Below are 22,522 nucleotides of genomic sequence, written 5' to 3'. Positions count from 1 at the left end.
GCGTCGCAGCATTCCCCGGCGCGCACAAGCCAAACCAGCCGGGCGGATCGGCCGCCGGATCAGCCTGCGGGCTCGGGCTCGACCGCGTACAATGTCGGGTTGGCGCGGGGCCCGGCCCTGCTTCGGGCGGCCTTGCGGCGCCCGCCCATGACCTACATTCTTTCGATCCATACCGATGACCCACATTCTGCAGCATATCCCCACCGGCAAGCGCGTCGGCATTGCCTTTTCCGGCGGCCTGGACACCAGTGCGGCCCTGCTCTGGATGCGCCAGAAAGGCGCGATTCCCTACGCCTACACGGCCAATCTCGGCCAGCCCGACGAGCCCGACTACGAAGACATCCCGCGCCGTGCCCGCGAGTACGGCGCGGAAAATGCGCGCCTGGTCGACTGCCGCCAGCAACTCGCGGCCGAGGGGATCGCGGCGCTGCAGGCCGGGGCCTTCCATATTTCCACCGCCGGCGTCACCTACTTCAACACCACGCCGCTGGGGCGCGCCGTCACCGGCACGATGCTGGTGGCCGCCATGAAGGAAGACGACGTCAATATCTGGGGCGACGGCAGCACCTTCAAGGGCAACGACATCGAGCGCTTCCACCGCTACGGCCTGCTCACCAACCCGAACCTGCAGATCTACAAGCCCTGGCTCGACCAGGCCTTCATCGACGAGCTGGGCGGTCGCGCCGAAATGTCGGAATTCATGCGCCAGGCCGGCTTCGACTACCGCATGTCGGCGGAAAAGGCCTATTCCACCGACTCCAATATGCTGGGGGCCACGCACGAGGCCAAAGACCTCGAGCACCTGAACCGCGGCATCAAGATCGTGCAGCCCATCATGGGCGTGGCCTTCTGGCGCGAAGACGTGGCGGTCAAGGCCGAAGAGGTCACGGTGCGCTTCGAGGAAGGCCGGCCGGTGGCGCTCAATGGCGCGGAATACACCGACGCCGTCGAACTGATATTGGAAGCCAACCGCATCGGCGGACGCCACGGCCTGGGCATGAGCGACCAGATCGAAAACCGCATCATCGAGGCCAAGAGCCGCGGCATCTACGAGGCTCCGGGGCTGGCGCTGCTGTTCGCCGCCTACGAGCGCCTGGTCACTGGTATCCACAATGAAGATACTATCCAGCAGTACCGTGACAATGGCCGCCATCTGGGCCGGCTGCTGTACCAGGGCCGCTGGTTCGACCCGCAGGCACTGATGCTGCGTGAAACCGCGCAGCGCTGGGTGGCGCGCGCCGTCACCGGCGAAGTCACGCTGGAACTGCGCCGCGGCAACGACTATTCGATTCTCGACACGACTTCGCCCAATCTGACCTACAAGCCCGAGCGGCTTACCATGGAAAAAGGCGAATCGGCGTTCTCGCCGCTGGATCGCATCGGCCAGCTCACCATGCGTACACTGGACATCGTCGATACGCGCGAGAAGCTGATGACCTACGCCCGCAGCGGCCTGCTCAGCTCGGCGGGCAACGCACCGCTGCCCAAGCTCGAAGACAAGTAAGCTGCGCCGCGCGAATATTGACCTCGGGGCATCGCCCCGGGGATCATCGCCCGCGAAAACAAGGCGCCGGGCCGCAGGCGGTATTCGCGACACCATGTCGCGGCCGGCCCCTTCCACTGCCGCCCTTTCACTTTCACATCTTCAACGAAGGCCCTTCAACGAAGGCTCTTCGACAGCGATTTTCGCAACCGCCGGGCCCTGCGATAGCGAGGCCCGCATCAAGCCGGAACCTGCAAGGCGGCGCGGGCCGCCAGCGCCTGCTTGCGGGCATGGCAGCCGTCTACATGGTCGTTGACCAGCCCCATGGCCTGCATCAGCGCATACATGGTGGTGGGGCCGACGAAAGTCCAGCCGCGTTTCTTCAAGTCTTTGGACAGCGCCACCGACTCGGGCGAGGTCGTCATGGCGCGCAGCGCTTCGTACGTAATGCGCCTGGGGCGCGAGGCGCGCTCGGGCTCGTAGCGCCACAAGTAGGCCGCCAGCGAGCCGCACTGCTCGCGCAGTTCCAGCGCCCTCTGGGCGTTGTTGATGGCCGAGTCGATCTTGCCGCGATGGCGCACGATGCCCGCATTTTCCATCAGCCGCTGCACATCGCGCGCGCCGAAGCGCGCCACGCGCTCCATGTCGAAACCGGCAAAGGCCTCGCGGAAAGCCGGGCGCTTGTGCAGGATGGTGCTCCAGCTGAGCCCGGCCTGGAAGCCTTCCAGGCAGATCTTCTCGAACAGCCGCGTCTCGTCGATGACGGGAAAGCCCCATTCGTGGTCGTGGTAATGGCGGTAGGCCTCGCTGGCCTGGCACCAGATACAGCGCTTGAGCTTGTCTTCGCCTGCAAACAGGCCGCTGGCGGCCGCCCGATTCTCGCCCATATCGATCGCTCCGTAGCCGGCAATGGCCGCACTGAAGGCCGTACTATAGAACACTCATAGGGTTTGCGATCGAAACGGCAAGCGCGTAGCGCACAAGGCGCTCAGCCAGAGACAGAGCAATACAACTAGGGCCTTGTTCACACTAGAGGGGGAGCCGCACTGGCGGGCAAATGGGCGCCAGGCTAGGCGCGGGCGAGACCGCGTGGCCGCTCCACGCAACGAGCCCATTTGCCCGCCAGCCCGAAGGGTGGCCACAAAAAGCCCGCCCCTCGGCGTTGCTCATAACAGGCCCTAATCCATCAAGGCGAAGCAGCGCCCTTGCCTTTTCGAGCGCGAATCCGTGAATCCGTATCAGTCGCGCGGCGGCTCGCCGGCCACGCCCCGATAGATCAGCGCGCCGATGATGCCGCCCACGATGGGCGCGAGCCAGAACAGCCACAACTGCGACAGCGCCCAATCGCCCACGAACAAGGCCGGCCCGGTACTGCGCGCCGGATTGACCGAAGTGTTGGTCACCGGGATGGTGACCAGGTGGATCAAGGTCAGGCACAGGCCGATCGCAATCGGCGCCAGGGCCGCCGGCGCCCGCTTGTCGGTGGCGCCCATGATCACGAACAGGAAGGCGGCCGTCATCACCACTTCTATCACCACGCAGGACAGCAGACTATACCCGCCCGGCGAATGCGCGCCGTAGCCGTTCGAGGCCAGGCCCGACGACAGGCTGAATCCGGCCTTGCCACTGGCGATGACATACAGCACCCCGGCCGCGATAATCGCGCCCACTACCTGCGCCACGATATAGGCCGGCAGCTCGCGGGCCGGAAAGCGCCCGCCCGCGGCCAGGCCGATGGAAACCGCCGGGTTGAGATGGCAGCCCGAAATATGGCCGATGGCAAAGGCCATGGTCAGCAAGGTCAGGCCGAAGGCCAGGGCGACGCCCGCGAACCCGATGCCGAACTGCGGAAATCCCGCGGCCAGCACCGCACTGCCGCAGCCCCCCAACACCAGCCAAAAGGTACCGATCAATTCCGCCAAGGCGCGTTTGGACAATGGCATGATTTTCTCCTGTGCTTCAGTTCATTGTTCGTTGCGTAGGCCTGTTGCTGACGCCGCGCACTCATGGCTACACATAGTAATGTCGCGATGCGTGAACCGGGTGCAGAAGGCACCCGAATTGACAATTTTTGTCGGACAATTCGTGCCGGCATGCCGCGCATACGACATTCCTGCTTGGATATACACTTGTGCGTGGGCTTGCATAGCGCAGCGGGATGGCAGCGCCGCAACAGGGACACGGCAGCCGCGTGACAAAACACTGTTTTTATGCACAGGAAAAAATGCCTCTGCCGCACCGATATCGCCACCAACTTAAAATCGAACTTAGAAAAATGATGTAACTTGCTAATAACGCTGGTAGTTTTTTGTTTTTTCTCTGATATCATCTGCCCCATTACGCGCAGTGAACCGCATGCACATATACCGCATGCGCGCCGCGCAACCCGACGCCTACCGCCCAGCGACCATCATGCGACACTTCTTGAAGCACAAGATCTTATTGGCTCTGCTGCCCGCCGCAGCATTCGCCTTCGGTCTCGCCACGCCCACGGTGGTGCAAGCCGCCCAGCCGGCCGCGCAGCATACCCAGGCCAAGAAAAGCCAACACGCCCGCAAAGTGGTGCATCGCCGCCCTGTGGTGCGCCACGCGCATCGCAGCCATGCCGGCGCCGCACACAAGGTTTCGTACGACAATCGCGACTCCGCCGCGCGCCGCAGCATCCAGTCCCTGGCCGCCCACGCCTCGCTGAAATCCGAGGTCGCCTACGTGCAGGATCTGGAAAATTCCACGGTGCTGTATAACAAGAACAGCGACGAAGTGCGCCCCATCGCCTCGATCTCCAAACTCATGACCGCGCTGATCGTGACCGAGTCCGGGCAGTCGATGCAGGACATGCTCACCATCACCGAAGCCGACGTCGATCATCTGCGCCACTCGCGTTCGCGGCTGTCCGTGGGCGCGCGCCTGAGCCGCGCCGATATGCTGCACCTGGCGCTGATGTCGTCCGAGAACCGCGCGGCGCACGCGCTGTCGCGCTACTATCCCGGCGGCGAGCGCGCTTTCGTACGCGCCATGAACGACAAGGCCCGCGCCCTGGGCATGCGCCAGACGCACTTCCTCGAACCCACCGGCTTGTCCAGTGAAAACGTGTCGACACCGCGTGACCTGGTCAAGCTGCTGGTGGCCGCCAGCAGGCAGCCGCTGATCCACCGCTACACCACCGACGATCACTACGAAGTCGACATCGGCCGCGGCCGTCGCCTGGCCTACAACAACACCAACGGGCTGGTGCGCAACCATAAATGGGACATCCAGATATCCAAGACCGGCTTCATCAATGAATCCGGCGAGTGCCTGGTCATGCTCACCCGCATCGACGGCCGCGAGGTCGCCATCGTGCTGTTGAACTCGGTCGGCCGCTATTCCCGCGTGGGCGACGCCATGCGGGTACGCAATCTGGTTGAACGCGAAACCAACCTGGCCATGATGTAGGGCGCGGGCCTGTCCCCGCCCTGCCGGCGCACGTCGCATGTGTATTGCTTATCTGGCGCTGGGCGTGCACCGCGACTGGCCGGTACTGATAGCCGCCAATCGTGACGAATTCCACGCCCGCCCGACCCGCGCGGCCGCGCCCTGGCCGCAACAACCCGAAATCATCGCCGGCTGCGACATCCGTGCCGGCGGCACCTGGCTGGGCGTGCGCCGCGACGGCCGCTATGCCCTGGTCACCAACTACCGCGATCCGGGCGCCGGCCTGCTGCCCGCGGCACCGTCGCGCGGCGCGCTGGTCAGCGACTTTCTGACGGGCGACCTGAGCGCCGGCGCCTATATCCGGCAAGTGCACGCCAGCGCCGCCGCGTACAACGGCTTCAACCTGATCGTGGGCGACACCGCAGGCGCCTACTACCTGGGCAACCGCGACCCCGCCGGCCAGGCGCATGCCTTGGGCGCGGGCCGCTACGTGCTGTCCAACCATTTGCTGGACACCCCCTGGCCCAAATCGCAGCGGCTGCGCGCGGCGCTGGATGCGCTGGATCCTAACGGGCTCGAGCTTTCTCTGGCGCCGGTGTTCGAGATCTTGCGCGACGGCACGCCGGCCGAAGACCACGCCTTGCCGCGCACCGGCATTCCGCTGGAACGCGAGCGGCTGCTGAGCAGCCCCTTCATCGTCAGCCCCGACTACGGCACGCGCTGTTCGACCGTGGTGGCCATGCGCGCCGACGGCCACTGCATCCTGAGTGAGACCAGCTACGATCCGCAAGGCACCGCGATCGAGCGCCACGACTGGCCCTATCGGCGCACGGCGCAAGACTCGAACCACCGCTGATCTCAGCCCATGGCCGATGGCTGCGGCTTTCGCATTGCCTGCACGCTGCATCCTCTTGCACACGCCCTCGGCCATGCCAAAAATGCGTGCCGGCAGCTGCAGGAATAAAATCGGAAGATCACAAGCCCGGCTCTAAAGGAGAACCAGCATGCAGACGATACACGCAAGCACCCGGCATTCTTCCAACGGCGCGCGGCGCCGCATCGCACCGAAACTATCGTGGGCGGCAATCGTGCTGGCCGGCGCGCTGGCGGGCATGCAAGCTTACGCCGCGCTGCCGCCCGTCCAGCACCAGGGCTCGGTGGAGTATGTCAGCGGCGGCATAGGCAGCGACGAGTCCGCCTCGTTTAAAGAAGCCGCCGCCAAGTATCCGCTGGCGCTGACGTTCGCCAGCAATGCCGACGGCAATGGCGCCTACGTGGCCGACGTGCAGGTGGTCGTACGCGACAGCCACGACGCCAGTGTGCTGAACGCCACCTCGCAAGGGCCTTATTTCCTGGTGCGCCTGCCTGCCGGCGACTACAAGGTGGACGCCACCTACAAAGGCAAGACCCAATCGCGCAGCGTGCAGGTGCACGACCAGGGCACCACGCGCGCCGTCTTCGAATGGAAGTAAGCCGGCACAATAGCTTGCCGTGGGCGCAGCCCCGCGGCGGCTGCACCTGGCCATCCGTCAAGGCAGCCTCAACGCAAAGGAGCTTGCCCGCCGAGCCCGGCTCGCCCAGTGCAGGCCGGCTTGTTGTGTTTCTTCCTTGCCTTGCCCCGCGATGACTCATACGGGTTCGCGATCAAGCAGAGAACAAGGCGCGAAGCCGCAGGGGGTACAAAGAGTACGGCAAGGCGAAGCAATGCCCTTATCTTCTTTTTGATCGCGAATCCGTATCAATGCAAGGTCGGCTTGCCGCCCCCCCTGGCGTCTGCGGTAGACCCGCCATGCACCGAGTCGTCGACATCGTCTTCGTGGCCCTGCGGCGCGGCGCTCAGGTCGCCCAGGGCCGCTTCCCAGCTTCTAAGAGGCAGGCAGGTCTGCAGGCGATGCAGGGCCTGCTGGATCAGGGCCTCGTGCAATTCGTGGCCGACAGTCGAGGCGATGTCCAGGGTGGCGTCGCCGCGCAGCTCGGCCAGGTGGGCATGGGCCTCGCGCGCCCGGTCGGCGGGTATGACGCGGTCGGCGGCGCCGTGCAGCAGATGCAGTGTGGTAACCGGCGGCGCCTGCAGCGGCAGGCGGGCGTAGCGCCCGGAAAACGCCAGGACCCGGCCGGCCAGGCCAGGCTGCGCCGAGCAGGCCTCCAGCACCAGCATCGCCCCCTCGCCGAAGCCGGCCAGGGCGGTCTGCTCGCCGGACAGCGCATAGCGGGCCTGCAGACCTCGCACCAGCTCTATCAGCGCGGGCAGCGCGCGCGCCACGCGCTCGGGCAGGGCCGCCTCGCCCTTGCCCTCGGCGTCGGGTTCGAGCCAGCCGTATTGGCCGCTTTCGCCGGGTATCGGGCCATACGGCAGCACCACCAGCGCATTGACGAAAGCCTTCTTGCAGGCCTGCGCCAGCGGCAGCAATTGCTGCGGGCCGGCCGCCGCGTCGTGCACCAGCACGAAAAGCTGCTGCGGGTCGCCCTGCTCGGGAAACAAGGTCAAGGGCTCGGGAACGGTAGGCGCTGAAGTCGGCATAGAGGCGCGGTGGTTGTGTCGTGTTGCGGGACTGCGGCGCGCAGCGGCGCGCGCAAGCTTGAATTCCGATCATACACATATTCGGCGCCGAAGCTGGGTCGGGCCGCGTAGGTCGGGCCGCGTAGGTCGAGCCGTGTAGGTCGGGCCGCCCCGAGGGCAGCGCCCTCTTCCAAAGAAAGATGCCACACAGCGGCAGAAGAACACGCCAGGGTGCATCCAGCCGCGATATCGGCACTGTTACATCAATCTCGCGGCACATCCCATTTATACTGTTTTTTTATACAGTAAAATAATCACGACACCCTTAGCCCCAGCCATGCCATGAAACCCCCGCGTTCCCCCGCCCTGCTGCACCCCGAGCGCATTCACCCCGCCCTGTGGCGGGGCTCGCAGCTCGCGCAGGGGCGGCAGGCCACTATTTCCACCGGCTTTGCCGAGCTCGACCGCGAATTGCCCGGCGGCGGCTGGCCGCTGGGCGCGCTGGTCGAGCTCATGCCGCGCCACCCCGGCATAGGCGAAATCCAGCTGTTGCGCCCGGCCATGCAGCAGCTGGATCCGGCGCGCCGCATCGTGCTGGTCGACCCACCCCACGTGCCCGACATCGCCTGCTGGCAGCGCTGGCGCCTGTCGCCACAAAGCCTGCTCTGGGTCTGTCCCGCCACGGCCGCCGACGCCCTGTGGGCGGTCGAACAAATACTGCGCCACCAGGCCTGCGCGGCCGTGCTGGCCTGGGCCGGCCGCGTGCGCAATCCCGCGCTGCGGCGCCTGCAATGGCTGGCACAGGGCAGCGGCACTTTTTGCGCCCTGTTCCGGCCGCCCGAGGCCGCGCGCCAGCCCAGCGCCGCGCCGCTGCGCCTGCAGCTGGCCGCCGCAGCGCAAGGGGTGGCCCTGACCATCGTCAAGCGGCACGGGCCGGCCTGCCCGCATCCCATCGTCCTGTCCTTCAGCGGCATGCGTACCTACGCCGGCGCCGCCTCGTACCATGCGGCTCTGGATCAGCCTCTACCTGCCCACGCACAGCCTGGACGCCCTGTTCCCGAACTGGTCGGCTGAAACGACCCAGGCGGCGGTACTGTGCCAGGGCCGGGTCTGCGCCTGCACGCCGGCCGCCCTGGCACTGGGGCTGCGTCCCGGCATGCGCCGTGGCAGCGCCCTGGGCGTGGCCCCGGGCGCCGCCCTGCGCGAAGCCGACCCGCAGGCCGAAGCCGCCTACCTGCAGCAGCTGGCGCTGGCCCTGCTGCAGTACACGCCACGGCTGGCCTGCTTCGACGCCCACACGCTGGTGCTCGATATCGGCGCCAGCCTGCGCCTGTTCGGCGGCCCGCGCGCGCTGTGGCGCAGGCTCGGCGCCAGCCTGGCCGCGCTGCAGGCCAGGGCCCGCCTGGGCATGGCGCCCACCGCCGCCGGCGCCTGCATGCTGGCCTGGCAAGCAGGCGCCGGTACACGGCGCCGCACGCTGCACTTGGCCACGCTGCGCCGCCTGCTGAACCAGATCCCTGCCGCCGCGCTGCCCGCCGGCGACGCCCATGCCGCGTGGTTCGACAACATAGGCTGCCGCAGCCTGGGCCAGCTGCGCCGCCTGCCCCGCAAGGGCCTGCAGCGCCGCAGCGCGCCGGCCGTGGTGCAAAGCCTGGATGCCGCCTACGGCGACACCGACGAACACTTCCTGTGGTTCGAGGCGCCGCCCCGATTCGCGCAGCGCCACGACTTCATCGAGCGCATCGAGCACGTCGCCGGCCTGCGGCACGCCGCCATCCGGCTCATCGAGCTGCTGTGCGGCTGGCTGCAGGCGCGCCACGGCGCCACCGACAAACTGCACTTCCTGCTGCACTACGAAAAAGGCCGCCACGCCCGGCCACCCACCGCCCTGAGCCTGGCCTACTCGCAGGCCGCGTGGCAGGCCGGCGATTTCTTGGCGGTGCTCGACGAGCGCCTGCGCAACACGAGCCTGGAAGCCCCGGCCATCGCGCTGGAACTGGCCGTCGACCACGTCGAACCCCGGCCGGGGGCCAGCCAGAGCCTGTTCATCGAACCGGCACTATGGGCTTCCCGCGAGAGCCGCCTGCTGGATCTGCTGCGCGCCCGCCTGGGGCCGCAGGGCCTGTGGCAGCCGCGCCCGCGCGCCGACCACAGGCCCGAACACGCCAATTCGTGGGAACCCCTGGCGCCGGCTGATCACACCGGCCACACCAGCCGCAATGCGGCGCGGCAGCACGAAGAAGCCTGCGCCGATATGCCTGGCGAACAAGACGCCGGCCGCTTTCCGGGCACAGGCAGGCCCTTCTGGCTGCTGCGCGCCGCCGTTCCCCTGGAAACCCGCAACGACCGGCCCTGCTACCAGGGTGCGGCGCTGCGGCTGGTACGCGGCCCCGAGCGCATCGAGGCCGGCTGGTGGGACGAAACCGGCCACGTCTCGCGCGATTACTTCGTGGCGCAGGACGCCAGCGCGGCGCGCTACTGGATCTATCTCGACCGCGAACCGGGCCGGCCGCGCTGGTTCCTGCATGGCTTGTTCGCTTAGGGTTTGCCTAGTGTCGTGTCTCAGAAGTTCGTGCCCATAATGAAATTGATGGATTCGTGTGCAGGGCAAGGCGCAAACCGCAGCGATAGTCGTAACTATCGCGAGGCTAAGCCCGGACACGGACAGTCCCTGCGGACTGTCCGTGCCTGGCGCAGAGCTGGGACTCTGGCTTGGCCTTGCGCCCATTCCCACCACGCCACCCATCACACCGCCCATCATGCCTCTCTCCCCCTCACCCGCCGCGCCCGATCCGCCCGAGGGTAGCGCCATACCCGCCGCTGCTGCCGGCCTGGCGCTGCCCGGCTATGCCGAGCTCGACTGCCTGTCGAATTTTTCTTTCCTGCGCGGCGCCTCGTACCCCCACGAACTGCTGCAACAAGCCGCCGCGCTGCGCTACCAGGCGCTGGCCCTGGCCGACGAATGCTCGCTGGCCGGCATCGTGCGGGCGCACGTCGCAGCCCAAGAATGCGGCATCAAGCTGATCGTGGGCAGCCGCTTCGTATTGCACGACAGCCGCGCCGAGATCATCATCCTGGCCTGCACGCTGGAAGGCTACGGCAACCTGTCTGAACTGATCACCCTGGCGCGCTCGCGCTGCGCCAAGGGCAGCTACCGCCTGGAGCCGGCCGACCTGCTCGCGCCCCCTTGCGGCTGGGAACACCTGCGCCACATGCCGGACTGCCTGATTCTTTTCAAGCCCGGCGGCGCGGCGCAGACAGATGCCTGGCAGGCACAGCTGGAAGCGCTACAGACGCCCTACGCGGGCCGGCTGTGGCTGGGGCTGAACCGGCACTACCGGGCCGGCGAGCTGCGTCCCGATGCGGCGCTGCGGGCCTGGTCGCAGCGGCTCGGCGTTCCCCTGGTGGCGCTGGGCGGGGTGGAAATGCACCGGCGCTCGCGCCAGTCGCTGCACGACACCCTGACGGCCATCCGCCTCAAGCGCCCCATACGCGAATGCGGCTTTGCGCTCAAGGCCAATGCCGAGCAGCACTTGCGGCCGCTGGAGCGCCTGGCGCAGCTCTATCCCACAGACGTTCTGCTGCAAACCCTGGAAATCAGCCGGCGCTGCACCTTCAGCCTGAAACAAATCAAGTACGAGTACCCGGAAGAAATCGTGCCGGCCGGGCGCAGCGTGCAGGCCTATTTGCGCGCAGAGGTCTACGCCGGCGCGCAGAAGCGCTACCCCGCAGGCATTCCCGACACGGTCGGCAAACAGCTCGAAGAAGAGCTGGCCATTATTGCCGAGCTGGAATACGAACCCTATTTCCTGACCGTGTACGACATCGTGCGTCGTGCTCGCGAACTGAACATACTCTGCCAGGGCCGCGGCTCGGCGGCCAACTCGGCCGTGTGCTACTGCCTGCACATCACCGAGGTCGATCCCGCCCACAGCAAGCTGCTGTTCGCGCGCTTCATCAGCCGCAAGCGCAACGAGCCGCCCGACATCGACGTAGACTTCGAGCACCAGCGCCGCGAAGACATCATTCAGTACATCTACGGCAAATACGGCCTTCATCGCACCGCGCTGGCCGCGGTCGCCATCACCTACCGGCTGCGCAGCGCCCTGCGCGACACCGGCAAGGCGCTGGGGCTGGATCTGGAACTCATCGAACGGGTGGTGGGTTCGTGCCAGTACTGGGACGGCAAGCAGGCCCTGCTGGCCAAGGCCGCCGCGCAAGGCCTGGATCCGCTGTCGCCCACCACTCAGTCCTGGGTCTGGCTGACCGAACTGCTGATCGGCTTTCCGCGCCACCTGTCGCAGCACCCGGGGGGCTTCGTGATTGCGCGCAGCAAGCTCACGCGCCTGGTGCCCATCGAAAACGCCGCCATGGCCGAGCGCCGCGTAGTGCAGTGGGACAAGGACGACCTCGACGCCCTGGGCCTGCTCAAGGTCGACGTGCTGGCCCTGGGCATGCTGTCGGCGCTGCGCCGCGCCCTGGCCCTGACCTCTTGGTGCCGGCAACGGCCGCTGGCCGTACAGGACATACCCCGCGACGATGCCGCGGTCTACGACATGATCCAGCAGGCCGACACCATAGGTGTATTCCAGATCGAATCGCGGGCGCAGATGAGCATGCTGCCGCGCCTGAAGCCCAAGGCCTTCTACGACCTGGTGGTGCAGGTGGCCATCGTGCGGCCCGGCCCGATCCAGGGCGGCATGGTGCACCCCTACCTGCAGCAGCGCGAAAGCTATCGGGCCGATGTCTGCCCGCCCGGCCTGGAAGGCATACTCGGACGTACCCTGGGCATACCCATCTTCCAGGAACAGGCCATGCAGATCGCCAAGGAAGCCGCGGGCTTCAGCGACGACGAGGCCGACGAACTGCGCCGCTCCATGGCGGCCTGGCGCCGCAAGGGCGGCATTCACAAGTTCCACGACAAGCTGATAGACGGCATGAAGGGAAAGGGCTACGAAGAAAGTTTCGCCGAGCGTATCTTCCAACAGCTGGAAGGCTTCGGCGAATACGGCTTTCCCGAAAGCCACGCGGCCAGCTTCGCCATCCTGGCCTACGTCAGCGCCTGGCTGAAGCGGCACGAGCCCGAGGCCTTTCTGGTCGCCCTGCTGAACTCGCAGCCCATGGGCTTTTACTCCTCGCGCCAGCTGGTGCAGGACGCCCGCAGACACGGCGTGCAAGTGCTGCCGGTGGATGTGGCCGCCAGCAACTGGGAAGCCGGCTTCGAATGGCCCGCGCCCGGCGCCCCCGATCCTGCCATGCCGCGCCCTCAAGTACGGCTGGGCCTGAACCAGGTCAAGGGCTTGTCGCCCCAGGCGGCGCAGCGCATCCAGGAAGCCCGCAGCGCAAGGCCCTATGCCGGCACGCACGACCTGGCGCTGCGCGCCGGGCTGGAACGCCACGACATGGACGCGCTGGCGGCGGCCGACGCGCTGCGCTCGCTTAGCGGCCACAGGCGCCAGGCGCACTGGCAGGCGGCGAACATTCCGTTCAGAGACATGCTGCGGCCCGCGCCCGTCGTCGAGGCGGAACAGCCCACGCTGCCCGCACCCACCGAGGGCCAGGCGGTACTGGCCGACTACCGTTCCACCGGGCTGACACTGGGCCGGCACCCCGTGGCGCTGCTGCGCCCCATGCTGCAGGCACGGCGCTACGCCAGCGCCGCCACGCTCGCCGGCTACCCCGACCGGCGCTTGGCGCGAGCCTGCGGGCTGGTCACCATGCGCCAGCGCCCGCTGACCGCCCAGGGCATCGTCTTCGTCAGCATCGAAGACGAAACCGGAATGGTCAACCTGATCGTGCGGCCCGATCTGGTCGAGCGCCAGCGCGTCGAACTCGTGCACTCCCGGCTGCTGGGGGTCTACGGCGTCTGGCAGCGCCGCCACGAAGTGGCGCACCTGATCGCCTACCGGCTGGTCGATCTCAGCCCGCTGCTGGGCGGCCTGGAAGTGCCCAGCCGCGACTTTCATTGACTCCATTTCCAGATCAACCGTGCACGGCGACGTGGCCGCCACGGGCGCCGCTTCGATTGCGCTTGCCATCGACGGCCTGCGGCCGCGCGCTAAAATGCCGGAAGTACGGCGCCGCGCAATCGGTCGGCGCCGCGGCATCCATGCGGGCTCGAAATCGTCACGGCGAACGTGCCGCGCCGGCTGGGCGCTGCCATACAGCCCCGCTTGCCGCCGCAACCGTGAATCCGCATCAAACTATAGGAAAAGAAACATGAGCAACACGCTCAAGCCCCGGCTGGCCGAGGCCGTCAAGAGCGCCATGCGCGCCAAGGACACCGCCCGGCTGGGCACGCTGCGTTTTCTGCTGGCCGCCGTCAAACAGAAAGAAGTCGACGAGCGCCGCGAACTCGACGACGCCGCCGTCACCGCCATCATCGAGAAACAAGTCAAGCAGCGGCGCGAATCCATCGCCGCCTTCCAGCAGGCCGGCCGCACCGAAACCGCCGCGCAGGAACAGGCCGAGCTGGCCGTGCTGCAGGAATTCCTGCCCCAGGCCGCCAGCGCCGAGGAAGTCGATGCCGCCATCCAGGCCGCCGTGGCCGAAGTCTCGGCCCAGGGGCTGAGCGGCGGGCCCGCCATGGGCAAGGTCATGGGCCTGCTGAAAGCGCGCCTGGCCGGCCGCGCCGACATGGCCGCCGTTTCCGCCCAGGTCAAGGCCAGGCTGGCCTGAATTCCCGCAGCGGCACACGCGTATCCGGCCGCCGCGCTGCGCTACGCGGCATCAGGCGCGAGGCTCGACCAGCGCCCGGGCGCCAAGACGCCCGTGCCACGCCCGGATCGGCGCTCCCGCTCAGAGATACGCGGTGCACTCCGAGGTATCCATGTAGACGGACTCGCGCATGGCGGCCAGCGCCTTGCTGTCCCAGATCGACCTGCCCCATACGCTCTGGGTGACGCGCGTGTGCCCGGAATCCAGCGCCCGGAACTGCGTACGCGCCACCACATTGCTTCCAAACGGAGCCACCACGTCGACGCTGCCCGAACCCGAGGCCCGATCCAGCTTGCCCTGCACGCGATAGGCGTTCTGCCCGCGCAGGCACTTCTGCGCCTGGTCTTGCGCGCGGTGATACACCGCCAGGTAGCCCCGCGGCACCGTATAAGAAACCGTGGGCGAATTCCCTTGTATGCCTGCCGCGCAACCCGACAACAATCCGGCGGCCAGCAGGCCGCAAATCCAAATCTTCACTCTGGCTCCTTGGTGCCCGCGCCTATATCATCAACCATGGGATTATATGCAGGAGTGCGCCCGCGCGTCCCGAAACCATGCCGCAAGCGGCGATCGCACGCACGGCAGGACACAGGAAGCCCGGCCGGGCCGGCCGCGAGTTCCGCGCCGGGCTTCAAACCCTTGGAATCCGCCCCATGAGCCAACTCTCTCAAATCGACATCACGGCCCTACGCCTGTTCATCGCCATCGCCCAGGCCGGCAGCATCAGCGAGGGCGCGGCCCGCATACACCTGTCGGTGGCGGCCGCCAGCAAGCGCATCAGCGACATCGAATCGCGCATCGGCGTCAGGCTGCTGCGCCGCGGCGCACGCGGCATTTCCCTGACGCCGGCGGGCGGCGCCTTCCACCAGAAGGCGCTGGCCATGATGCAGCTTGCCGACACCATGGAAGAAGAACTGAGCGACTACGCCCAGGGCGTCGAAGACCGCATCGGCATCATGGCCAACGCGGCTTCGATCCTGCACTTCCTGCCCTCCGACCTGGCCAGCTACCTGGGCGCCAATCCGCGTCTGCGCGTCGACCTGCAGGAACAAACCAGCCTGCGCATCGCCGAACTGCTGCAGTCCAACCAGACCGATCTCGGCATATTCGACGCCGATCACACCCCCATGGGCGTGCATACCCGGCCGTATCGCGAAGATCGCCTGATGCTGGTCACCGCCCGCGGGCACCCGCTAGCGCGGTACAAGCACATCGACTTTGCCGAAACGCTCAAATATGACTACGTGGGCCTGCACGCGGGCACGGCAATTCTTACCAAGATGACCCAGTCGGCCGGCCGCGCCGGGCGCCTGCTGCGCCTGCGCATCCAGGTCAACAGCTTCGACGCGGTATGCAGCATGGTCGAAAGCGGCATAGGCATAGGCATCGTGCCGATCCGCGCCGCGCAGATCTATCTCGACCTGAAGCGCATCGCCGCGGCCGAACTCGACGACCCATGGGCCAAGCGCCAGCTGGTGCTGGGCTGGCCCGCCCAGCGGCATCTGACCCCCGGCGCCACCAATCTGGTCGAGCACCTGACGCGCACCACCGGAACCGCTCCGCAAACGGCCTGATCAGACCCACGGCCGCATGGCGCCTCTCTCGCATCACCCGTAGCACCCGCATTACCCGCAAGGCTCGGATTACCCGCAGCGTCCGCATTTTTCCGTGCTCCGCTTGCGCAGCCTGGCGGGCTGCCCGCTGCCGTGGCTCCAGCTTTCGCATTCTTCGAAACCTCTTCAAAAAAATACGTCTTGTCGGGCCTCCCTCTCCCCGACATAGAATGAGCCCTGCCCCAGCCGGCCGCCCGCACGGCGGGACGGCACAACCAGGAGACCCAGCAGATGAGCCCAGAGGCCGCGACAGCCTTGCCCAGCCGCGAACTGAACATCGCAAAAGTTCAAGCCTATCCATTGAATCTGGAAGTGCAGGCCGAAATTTCGGGCGTCAGCAAGACCACCAGCCTGTCTTGCGTAGTAGTGCGCGTCGAGACCGAGGGCGGCCTGGTCGGTTGCGGCTTCACCGCCATCACGGAAGAAGAAGTGGTGGCAAGCGCCATCAACGCCATCGTCGCGCCCAATATCCTGGGCATGTCGGCGCTGCACAACGAACGCATCTGGGAACGGCTCTACTGGCTGCTGACGCCGCGCGGCCAAAACGGCTACGCCTCGCACGCCATCGCCGCCCTCGACGTGGCCATCTGGGACATCAAGGCCCAGGCGCTGCGCCAGCCCCTGTGGGCCCTGCTCGGCGGCGCGCGCGACAAGGTGCCGGTGTACAGCACCTTCGGCTTCGGCTTCCTGGATCGCGAGCAGCTTGCCCAAGCAGCGCGCAGCTGGGTAGAGCGCGGCTTCAATCGCCTGAAAATGACGGTCGGCAACCACGCGCTGCAACGCCGCGACGAGCCCCGGCCTCTGGATCGGGTGATCCGCGAAGACGAAGAACGGGTGCGCGCCGTGCGTAGCGCGGTCGGCCCTGGCGTAGAGATCTGCATCGACGCCAACTGCAGCCTGGATCCCTATCACGCCCGCCTGTTGTCCCAGCGGCTGGAAGACTGCGGCATCGCCTTCTTCGAAGAACCGCTGACCCAGAACGACGCCCGGGCGCTGGCCGATTTGCGGCGCCAAACGGCCATACCCCTGGCCGGCGGGCAGAACGAAGGCCAGGCCGCCCGCTTTGCCGAATTCTGCCAACTGCGATCCCTGGACATCCTGCAGCCCAACGTCGCCATCACGGGCGGCTATACGCAATGCCTGCGCATCGCCGGCATGGCCCAGGCCTGCAATGTGGCCCTGGCGAACGGCGGCGCCTGGCCCTTTCACAATATGCACCTGCACGCCGGCCTGGCTCACGGCGGCTTCATCGAATACCACTGGATCTCGGTATTGGTCTGCGAGCAGATATTCCGCAAGCTGCCCAGCCCCGAGGCCGGCTGGCTGACCCTGCCCCAAACCCCCGGCTTGGGCTTCGACCCCGACTGGGACGCCATCCGGGAACTGGCGCGGCGGCCCTTGTCGCAAGGCCGTGGCAAGGCATAGGCCCGAGGCTCGCGCAGGCGCGCCAGGGCAAGCGCGGAACATGCCGGGCATGCCGGCCCGCTGGCCGGGCCACCAACTCATAACCAAGACTGAACACGATCACCAGGAGACATCGACATGAAAAGACTGTTCGCCCGCCTGGGCCTGCTGGCCTGTATTTCCGGCTGCCTGCTCGCCGCCCCGGCGGCCCGCGCCAGCCAGCCGCCGCTGCGCATCGTGGTCGGCTTCCCGCCAGGCGGCGCACTGGACGCGCTGGCCCGCATCGTCGCCCACGACCTCAGCAAACAGCTGAACGAGCCCGTTATCGTCGACAACAAGCCCGGCGCCGGGGGCACCATCGCCACCGCATACGTGGCGCATTCGTCACCCAGCGACAATACCCTGCTGTTCGCCGACACGTCGATGCTGATCGCACCGCACATCTACAAGCAAGTCACCTACAACTGGGCCCGGGACTTCAGCCCCGTGGCCATGCTGGGCGTGGTCGACTTCGTGGTCGCCGTACCGCCGAACAGTCCGGCCCATACGCTGGCCGACTACATCAAGATGGCCAAGGCCAAGCCCGGCTTCTACACCTACGGGTCTTCGGGGGTGGGCTCCATTCATCACCTGTCCGGGGAAATGCTGCAGATGAAAACCGGCATCAAGCTGGTGCACGTGCCGTACCGCGGCGGCAGCCCCTCGCTGCAGGGCCTGGCGGCCGGCGACGTGTCCATGGCCATCGTCAGCCTGGGCGCATCCGCGTCCTTTATCAAGGATCACAAGATTCGCGCCCTGGCCCTGCTGTCGGAAGACAAGTACGCGGGCTACGACATCCCCGCGATCGACAGCTATATTCCCGGCTACGACGTGAATTCCGGCGTGTTCCTGCTGGCGCCCAAGGGTTTCGATGCGCAGCGCATCCAGCGCATCGGCTCAGTGCTGAGCAAGGCGGTGCAGAACAAGAAGGTCATCGCCGCGTTCACCTTGCAGGGAGCCCAGGCGTCATACAGGGACGCGGCGGCGCTGGGCGCCTGGATGGGCAAGGAAGACAATAAATGGGCCGAGGTCATCAAGCACAACAAGATCTCGGTCGAGCACTGAGCAAGATCCCGGCTCAGCGCCAGGGCTCGCGGCCGACGCCGCCCGGCCCGCCCCTTGTCGCCCGCCTCAACCGCCGCAAACTGTCAGCTCGGCCGCATCCGCCTCGGACTCCAGGCTGGGGTAGTCGGTATACCCTTCGGGCCCCGACGCATAGAAAGTTTCGGCGTTCCATCGGTTCAGGTCGCTGCCATTGCGCAAGCGCTGCGCCAGGTCGGGGTTGGCAATGTACAGCTTGCCGAAAGCGACCGCATCGGCATCGCCGCGGCCCAGCACCTGTTGCGCGCTGTCCAGGTCAAAGCCTTCGTTGGCAATGATCGGGCCGCCGAAAGCGCGCTTGACCACGGGCAGCAGGCTGTCCGGGCCCAGCGCTTCGCGTACGCACAGGAAAGCCAGGCCACGCCGGCCCAGTTCTGCGGCCACGTGGCTGAACAAGGCCGCGGGGTTGGAGTCGGACACCGAATGCGCGCCGCCGCGGGGCGACAGATGCACGCCGACCCGCTCGGCGCCCCACACGCCGACGCAAATGTCGACGACTTCCAGCAGCAGGCGCGCGCGGTTCTGTATCGGCCCGCCATAGGCATCGAGGCGCTTGTTGGTGCCGTCCTGCAGGAATTGATCGAGCAGGTATCCGTTGGCGCCATGGACTTCCACGCCGTCAAAGCCGGCTTCGAGCGCATTGCGGGCGCCACGCTCGAAATCGGCGACGATGCCGGGCAGCTCGGCCAGATCCAGCGCGCGCGGCGTTACATAGCCGACCCTGGGCCGCAGCAGGCTGACATGGCCGCCGCAGGGTATGGCGCTGGGCGCCACCGGCAGGTTGCCATCCAGGTAAACCGGGTCGGAGACCCGGCCCACGTGCCAAAGCTGCAGGAACATCTTGCCGCCGTGCTCGTGCACCGCGCGCGTGATGCGGCGCCAGCCCTGCACCTGTTCGGGCGACCAGATGCCCGGGGTATCGGGATAGCCCACGCCCTGCGCGGACACCACGGTAGCCTCGGACAATATCAGGCCGGCGCCGGCGCGCTGCCGGTAATATTCCAGCATCAAATCGTTGGGCACGCGGCCGGCCGAAGCGCGGGTACGCGTCAGCGGCGACATGACGATGCGGTTCTTCAGCTCGGTGGCACCAAGCCGCACAGGTTGAAACAGATCGGTCATAGCTTCACTTCCGTGTCAGGATCACGGCTTCGAGTGTACGCTATGCTGCGCCGCAAAAAAAGTACGCCGGCGCCTGGCCCGGCGCCCACTTGCCGCACCAGTGCGGCTCCCCTTTCAGGGTGAACTGGCGCTAGTTCCCGAAGCCGTACAGCGTCGCGGGATTGTCTACCAGCACGCGGCGCAGCAGCGCATCGTCGGGAACCCAGCGCCGCAAAGTATTGAGCAGCACGCCGTCGTCGGGCACGTCGCCCGGCTGGAAATAATTGATGTGCGGCCAGTCCGAACCCCATACGACATGCTCGGGGTTGGCGCGCAACAAACCCAGCGCATAGGCGTCGATGTCATCGTAGACGCCCTTGCGGTTGGTGTTGCGGTCGGCACCGGATATCTTGGTCCAGGCCGTTCCGTCGGCCAGCATCGCGCACAGCTTGCCGAAGCCGGGGTTGTCGGTGCCCAGCGCCGCATTCATGCGGCCCATGTGATCCACCACCAGCGGCACGCCGAGCCGTTCGAGTTCAGGCGCCAGATCGGGCAGGTCGGGCGCATGCACCCATACCTGCGCATGCATACCAAGCTCGCGCATGACGGGCGCCAGGGCCTGCAGCGCCTGCAGCCCGACGCCGTTCTTGTACACGGCCTGGCCGTTGAGCTGATACAGGTTGAAGCGCAGGCCCGCCACCCCGGCCTCGCGCCAGGCCGCCAGGGTAGCGCGGTCGGTATTGCCGTCGCACACCGCCACGCCGCGCAGGCGCTGCGGATGACTGCGCAGCGCGTCCAGCACCGAACTGTTGTCGGTGCCGCAGGCGCTGGCCGTAACCAGCACCCCCCGCGCCAGCCCCAGCGTGTCCAGGTGCCATAAGAAACGCTCTACACCGTTTTCCGGCGGTGTATAGCTGCGTTCCTCGGCCAGCGGATAGCGCTCGTACGGCCCGAAGATATGGGCATGGGAATCGCAGGCATGGTCAGGCACCGCGAACGTCAGTTCCTGGAATGCGTCCAGGGGCGCGTAACATGGCTTCGACATACCGACCCGCAGCTCCTATACCACTATTTCGTCAATTTACCTTCGGCGCTAAGCTTGGCGGCGACCTTGCTTTCCGCCTCGATCATGCCCATGAACTTCTGCGGCGTGGACGACATGGCCGTGCTGCCCACTTTGCCGAGCACATTGCGCACCGACGGGTCTTGCGCAACCTTCTGCAGCGCCTTGTTGAGCGTGTCCACGATGTCGTCGGGGGTGCCGGCGGCCACCAGCAGGCCGGTGTTGGTGGAAGCGTCCACCCCCTTGACGCCCGCCTCTTGCAAGGTCGGCACATTGGGCAGGCTGGGCACCCGTTCGGCCGTCATCACCGCCAGGGCCTTGAGATTGCCGGAATGGATCTGCGCCGCCGAGCTGCTGAGCTGATCGACGACCATGTCGATCTGGTTGCCCAGCAAGTCGACCAGGGCGGGGCCCGATCCTTTGTAGGGGACGGCCGAGAACTTGCAGTGCGAGGCCTCTTCCATGCTGATCAGGCCGAGATAGTTGGTGGTGCCGATGCCCGAGTGGCCCACCGTCACTTTGCCGGGATTGGCGCAAGCGTACTTCATCAATTCCTGTATGGTCTTGTACTTGCTTTTGCCGTTGACGTCGATGAGCAGCGGCGTGTGGGCCACCAGCCCGATCGCCCGGAAGCTCTTGAGGGTATAGGGCGTCTTGGTCATGTAGGGCGTAACCGCGATCGCATTGGGCGTGCTTACCAGCAGCGTGTAGCCGTCGGCCTTGCCGCGCGCCACGTAGCCGGCGCCGATGGAGCCGCCGGCGCCGGGCTTGTTCTCGACTACGACCGACTGGCCGCCCAGCGCCTTGGACAGGGCCGGGGCGACCGCGCGCGCCGTGATGTCCAGATTGCCGCCGGGGGCGAAAGGCACGATCATCGTGATGGCTCGGTCGGGGTAGGCGGCCAGCGCCGTCGAGCTTGCCGCCACGGCGGCGCATAGCAGGGACAGCTTGAAAAGCCTCTTCTTCGACATATGGTTCTCCTTGGGTGTTTATATAAGTTATGTGTAGAACACGGCGCCGCGCCGGGGCGGCGCGGGCCGCAAAACACCTGTGCCGGCCGAACCCGCAGGGCCGGCCGGGCCAGGCGATAGTGCCCCATGTACCTGGGCCAGGGCCTGTTCGGTTCGCCCCAGGCGCCAGGCAAGCGGGGCGCTAGTCGCGATAGGAAGGATCGATGCGATCGAGCTTCCTGAGCAGCGCGGGCCATTCCATCAGCCCGTAGGGCCGGCGGGTGCCGGGTTGATAGTTGTTCCAGGTTTCATCCAGCACCTGCTGGCTGACCTTGGACAACGGGGTATTGCATGCCATGGCGGCAAGCTGCGAACGGCACGCAAGCTCGAGCCGGTGCATCCAGTTGAAAGCCTCGCCGATGCTCTTGCCCACCGTGATCGCACCGTGGTTGCGCAGGATCAACGCCTCGCTGTCGCCCAGGTCGCGCACCAGCGACTCTTTTTCTTCCTCGTTGAGCACCACGCCCACATAGTCGTGATAGCCGATCTTCAGGAAGCGCATCGCCGTCTGGGTAATGGGCAGCAGCCCGCATTCCAGCGCCGACACCGCCATGGTGGGCCAGCTGTGGATGTGGATGACGCAGGCCACGTCGTGGCGTGCCGCGTGGATGGCGCTATGTATGACATAGCCGGCCTTGTTGACGCCATAGTCCAAAGACCCGAAATCGGGCTTGGAGAGCACCTTGCCGCTCAGATCCACCTTGATCAGGCTGGACGCCGTGATCTCTTCGTACATCATGCCGTAGGCGTTGATGAGGAAAGCCCCCTCCTCGCCCGGCACATTGGTGGAAATGTGATTGGCGATCATGTCCGACATGCCGTACAGCTGCACCAAGCGGTAACAGGCGGCCAGGTCGACGCGCCGCTGCCATTCCTCGGGGGAACACTTGCCCTTCATGGAAGATATTTTCAATGCCTGCTCGGCCATGGCTAACCTCTGCAACGTGCGGATGGATGAATGTATGGGCGGAGCGGCCCGCCCGCCGGGGGCAAGCCGCCCGAGGCCGGCGCCGCGACCCCGCACCTCAGCCCTAGACTCTATGCCCTGTTCCCTCCGGACGCTAGACAGCGAGGCGC

19 protein-coding genes are annotated in these 22,522 nt (G+C 66.6%); 11 read left to right on the top strand and 8 right to left on the bottom strand.

The annotated features are described in order from the left end of the window. Nucleotides 1–175 precede the first annotated feature (175 nt). Complete coding sequence (gene argG, locus CEY11_RS00390; RefSeq protein ID WP_088601370.1) at nucleotides 176–1,504, top strand: argininosuccinate synthase; 1,329 nt, start codon at nucleotides 176–178, stop codon at nucleotides 1,502–1,504. A gap of 218 nt (nucleotides 1,505–1,722) precedes the next feature. Here the strand turns inward: argG and CEY11_RS00385 are convergent, their stop codons facing one another. Beyond that, nucleotides 1,723–2,370, bottom strand: coding sequence for a DNA-3-methyladenine glycosylase I (locus CEY11_RS00385; RefSeq protein ID WP_088601369.1), 648 nt, complete (start codon nucleotides 2,368–2,370; stop codon nucleotides 1,723–1,725). Between the two features lie 351 nt (nucleotides 2,371–2,721). Then, entirely contained in the window at nucleotides 2,722–3,426 is a 705-nt protein-coding gene (aqpZ, locus tag CEY11_RS00380; protein ID WP_088601368.1) for an aquaporin Z, read from the bottom strand. 412 nt (nucleotides 3,427–3,838) lie between these two features. Between aqpZ and pbpG the strand changes: the two genes are divergently transcribed. The 3 genes from pbpG (at nucleotide 3,839) to CEY11_RS00365 (ending at nucleotide 6,369) form a co-directional block, all read left to right on the top strand. Beyond that, nucleotides 3,839–4,918 carry a D-alanyl-D-alanine endopeptidase gene (gene pbpG / locus CEY11_RS00375; RefSeq protein ID WP_088601367.1) on the top strand — a complete coding sequence of 360 codons (1,080 nt, stop codon included), beginning with the start codon at nucleotides 3,839–3,841 and terminating at the stop codon, nucleotides 4,916–4,918. A gap of 37 nt (nucleotides 4,919–4,955) precedes the next feature. Further along, complete coding sequence (locus CEY11_RS00370; protein ID WP_088601366.1) at nucleotides 4,956–5,753, top strand: NRDE family protein; 798 nt, start codon at nucleotides 4,956–4,958, stop codon at nucleotides 5,751–5,753. A 148-nt stretch (nucleotides 5,754–5,901) separates the two neighbouring features. Further along, nucleotides 5,902–6,369: a carboxypeptidase-like regulatory domain-containing protein gene (locus CEY11_RS00365; protein ID WP_088601365.1), complete on the top strand. Its 468-nt coding sequence runs from the start codon at nucleotides 5,902–5,904 to the stop codon at nucleotides 6,367–6,369. Between the two features lie 266 nt (nucleotides 6,370–6,635). Here CEY11_RS00365 and ypfH read toward each other — a convergent pair whose 3' ends face one another. After that, nucleotides 6,636–7,418 carry an esterase gene (gene ypfH, locus CEY11_RS00360; RefSeq protein ID WP_088601364.1) on the bottom strand — a complete coding sequence of 261 codons (783 nt, stop codon included), beginning with the start codon at nucleotides 7,416–7,418 and terminating at the stop codon, nucleotides 6,636–6,638. Between the two features lie 321 nt (nucleotides 7,419–7,739). On the opposite strand from ypfH, the gene imuA reads away from it, so the two are divergent. The 4 genes from imuA (at nucleotide 7,740) to CEY11_RS00340 (ending at nucleotide 14,075) form a co-directional block, all read left to right on the top strand. Further along, entirely contained in the window at nucleotides 7,740–8,471 is a 732-nt protein-coding gene (imuA, locus tag CEY11_RS00355) for a translesion DNA synthesis-associated protein ImuA (RefSeq protein ID WP_233154650.1), read from the top strand. Next, complete coding sequence (locus CEY11_RS00350; RefSeq protein WP_088601363.1) at nucleotides 8,401–9,939, top strand: Y-family DNA polymerase; 1,539 nt, start codon at nucleotides 8,401–8,403, stop codon at nucleotides 9,937–9,939. The genes imuA and CEY11_RS00350 overlap by 71 nt, the downstream gene beginning before the upstream one ends. A 217-nt stretch (nucleotides 9,940–10,156) precedes the next feature. Beyond that, nucleotides 10,157–13,366, top strand: coding sequence for an error-prone DNA polymerase (locus tag CEY11_RS00345; protein ID WP_088601362.1), 3,210 nt, complete (start codon nucleotides 10,157–10,159; stop codon nucleotides 13,364–13,366). A 250-nt stretch (nucleotides 13,367–13,616) separates the two neighbouring features. Then, entirely contained in the window at nucleotides 13,617–14,075 is a 459-nt protein-coding gene (locus CEY11_RS00340; RefSeq protein WP_088601361.1) for a GatB/YqeY domain-containing protein, read from the top strand. Nucleotides 14,076–14,195: 120 nt separating this feature from the next. Here the strand turns inward: CEY11_RS00340 and CEY11_RS00335 are convergent, their stop codons facing one another. Further along, nucleotides 14,196–14,591 (bottom strand): BPTD_2524 family lipoprotein, encoded by a 396-nt coding sequence (locus CEY11_RS00335; RefSeq protein ID WP_088601360.1) that lies wholly within the window; start codon nucleotides 14,589–14,591, stop codon nucleotides 14,196–14,198. Nucleotides 14,592–14,767: 176 nt separating this feature from the next. Between CEY11_RS00335 and CEY11_RS00330 the strand changes: the two genes are divergently transcribed. From CEY11_RS00330 to CEY11_RS00320, 3 genes are all read left to right on the top strand, one after another. Next, nucleotides 14,768–15,688, top strand: coding sequence for a LysR family transcriptional regulator (locus tag CEY11_RS00330; RefSeq protein ID WP_088601359.1), 921 nt, complete (start codon nucleotides 14,768–14,770; stop codon nucleotides 15,686–15,688). A gap of 270 nt (nucleotides 15,689–15,958) precedes the next feature. Beyond that, entirely contained in the window at nucleotides 15,959–17,152 is a 1,194-nt protein-coding gene (locus tag CEY11_RS00325) for a mandelate racemase/muconate lactonizing enzyme family protein (protein WP_088601358.1), read from the top strand. Between the two features lie 117 nt (nucleotides 17,153–17,269). Further along, nucleotides 17,270–18,235, top strand: a complete 966-nt coding sequence (locus tag CEY11_RS00320; protein WP_088601357.1) for a Bug family tripartite tricarboxylate transporter substrate binding protein — start codon at nucleotides 17,270–17,272, stop codon at nucleotides 18,233–18,235. 66 nt (nucleotides 18,236–18,301) lie between these two features. Here the strand turns inward: CEY11_RS00320 and CEY11_RS00315 are convergent, their stop codons facing one another. The 4 genes from CEY11_RS00315 to CEY11_RS00300 form a co-directional block, all read right to left on the bottom strand. Next, a complete protein-coding gene (locus CEY11_RS00315; protein WP_088601356.1) occupies nucleotides 18,302–19,393 on the bottom strand; it encodes an alkene reductase in 1,092 nt (363 codons plus the stop codon). Nucleotides 19,394–19,523: 130 nt separating this feature from the next. Next, complete coding sequence (locus tag CEY11_RS00310; RefSeq protein WP_088601355.1) at nucleotides 19,524–20,417, bottom strand: amidohydrolase family protein; 894 nt, start codon at nucleotides 20,415–20,417, stop codon at nucleotides 19,524–19,526. A gap of 23 nt (nucleotides 20,418–20,440) precedes the next feature. After that, nucleotides 20,441–21,406: a Bug family tripartite tricarboxylate transporter substrate binding protein gene (locus tag CEY11_RS00305; protein WP_088601354.1), complete on the bottom strand. Its 966-nt coding sequence runs from the start codon at nucleotides 21,404–21,406 to the stop codon at nucleotides 20,441–20,443. Between the two features lie 181 nt (nucleotides 21,407–21,587). Then, the gene (locus CEY11_RS00300) at nucleotides 21,588–22,373 is read right to left on the bottom strand and encodes a class II aldolase/adducin family protein (protein WP_233154649.1); all 786 of its coding nucleotides are present in this window, start codon (nucleotides 22,371–22,373) and stop codon (nucleotides 21,588–21,590) included. Between the last annotated feature and the right edge of the window lie 149 nt (nucleotides 22,374–22,522).

It is taken from the genome of Candidimonas nitroreducens, assembly GCF_002209565.1.
GTDB lineage: Bacteria > Pseudomonadota > Gammaproteobacteria > Burkholderiales > Burkholderiaceae_B > Candidimonas > Candidimonas nitroreducens.
Note: the sequence above shows the minus strand (reverse complement) of the source record. Positions and strands in the feature narration are given on the sequence as shown.

Bases quoted from the DNA above. Each gene is read 5' to 3' on its own strand.
- argG (WP_088601370.1), top strand. From the start codon at position 176: ATGACCCACATTCTGCAGCATATCCCCACCGGCAAGCGCGTCGGCATT.
- CEY11_RS00385 (WP_088601369.1), bottom strand. From the start codon at position 2,370: ATGGGCGAGAATCGGGCGGCCGCCAGCGGCCTGTTTGCAGGCGAAGAC.
- aqpZ (WP_088601368.1), bottom strand. From the start codon at position 3,426: ATGCCATTGTCCAAACGCGCCTTGGCGGAATTGATCGGTACCTTTTGG.
- pbpG (WP_088601367.1), top strand. From the start codon at position 3,839: ATGCACATATACCGCATGCGCGCCGCGCAACCCGACGCCTACCGCCCA.
- CEY11_RS00370 (WP_088601366.1), top strand. From the start codon at position 4,956: ATGTGTATTGCTTATCTGGCGCTGGGCGTGCACCGCGACTGGCCGGTA.
- CEY11_RS00365 (WP_088601365.1), top strand. From the start codon at position 5,902: ATGCAGACGATACACGCAAGCACCCGGCATTCTTCCAACGGCGCGCGG.
- ypfH (WP_088601364.1), bottom strand. From the start codon at position 7,418: ATGCCGACTTCAGCGCCTACCGTTCCCGAGCCCTTGACCTTGTTTCCC.
- imuA (WP_233154650.1), top strand. From the start codon at position 7,740: ATGAAACCCCCGCGTTCCCCCGCCCTGCTGCACCCCGAGCGCATTCAC.
- CEY11_RS00350 (WP_088601363.1), top strand. From the start codon at position 8,401: ATGCGGCTCTGGATCAGCCTCTACCTGCCCACGCACAGCCTGGACGCC.
- CEY11_RS00345 (WP_088601362.1), top strand. From the start codon at position 10,157: ATGCCTCTCTCCCCCTCACCCGCCGCGCCCGATCCGCCCGAGGGTAGC.
- CEY11_RS00340 (WP_088601361.1), top strand. From the start codon at position 13,617: ATGAGCAACACGCTCAAGCCCCGGCTGGCCGAGGCCGTCAAGAGCGCC.
- CEY11_RS00330 (WP_088601359.1), top strand. From the start codon at position 14,768: ATGAGCCAACTCTCTCAAATCGACATCACGGCCCTACGCCTGTTCATC.
- CEY11_RS00325 (WP_088601358.1), top strand. From the start codon at position 15,959: ATGAGCCCAGAGGCCGCGACAGCCTTGCCCAGCCGCGAACTGAACATC.
- CEY11_RS00320 (WP_088601357.1), top strand. From the start codon at position 17,270: ATGAAAAGACTGTTCGCCCGCCTGGGCCTGCTGGCCTGTATTTCCGGC.
- CEY11_RS00315 (WP_088601356.1), bottom strand. From the start codon at position 19,393: ATGACCGATCTGTTTCAACCTGTGCGGCTTGGTGCCACCGAGCTGAAG.
- CEY11_RS00310 (WP_088601355.1), bottom strand. From the start codon at position 20,417: ATGTCGAAGCCATGTTACGCGCCCCTGGACGCATTCCAGGAACTGACG.
- CEY11_RS00305 (WP_088601354.1), bottom strand. From the start codon at position 21,406: ATGTCGAAGAAGAGGCTTTTCAAGCTGTCCCTGCTATGCGCCGCCGTG.
- CEY11_RS00300 (WP_233154649.1), bottom strand. From the start codon at position 22,373: ATGGCCGAGCAGGCATTGAAAATATCTTCCATGAAGGGCAAGTGTTCC.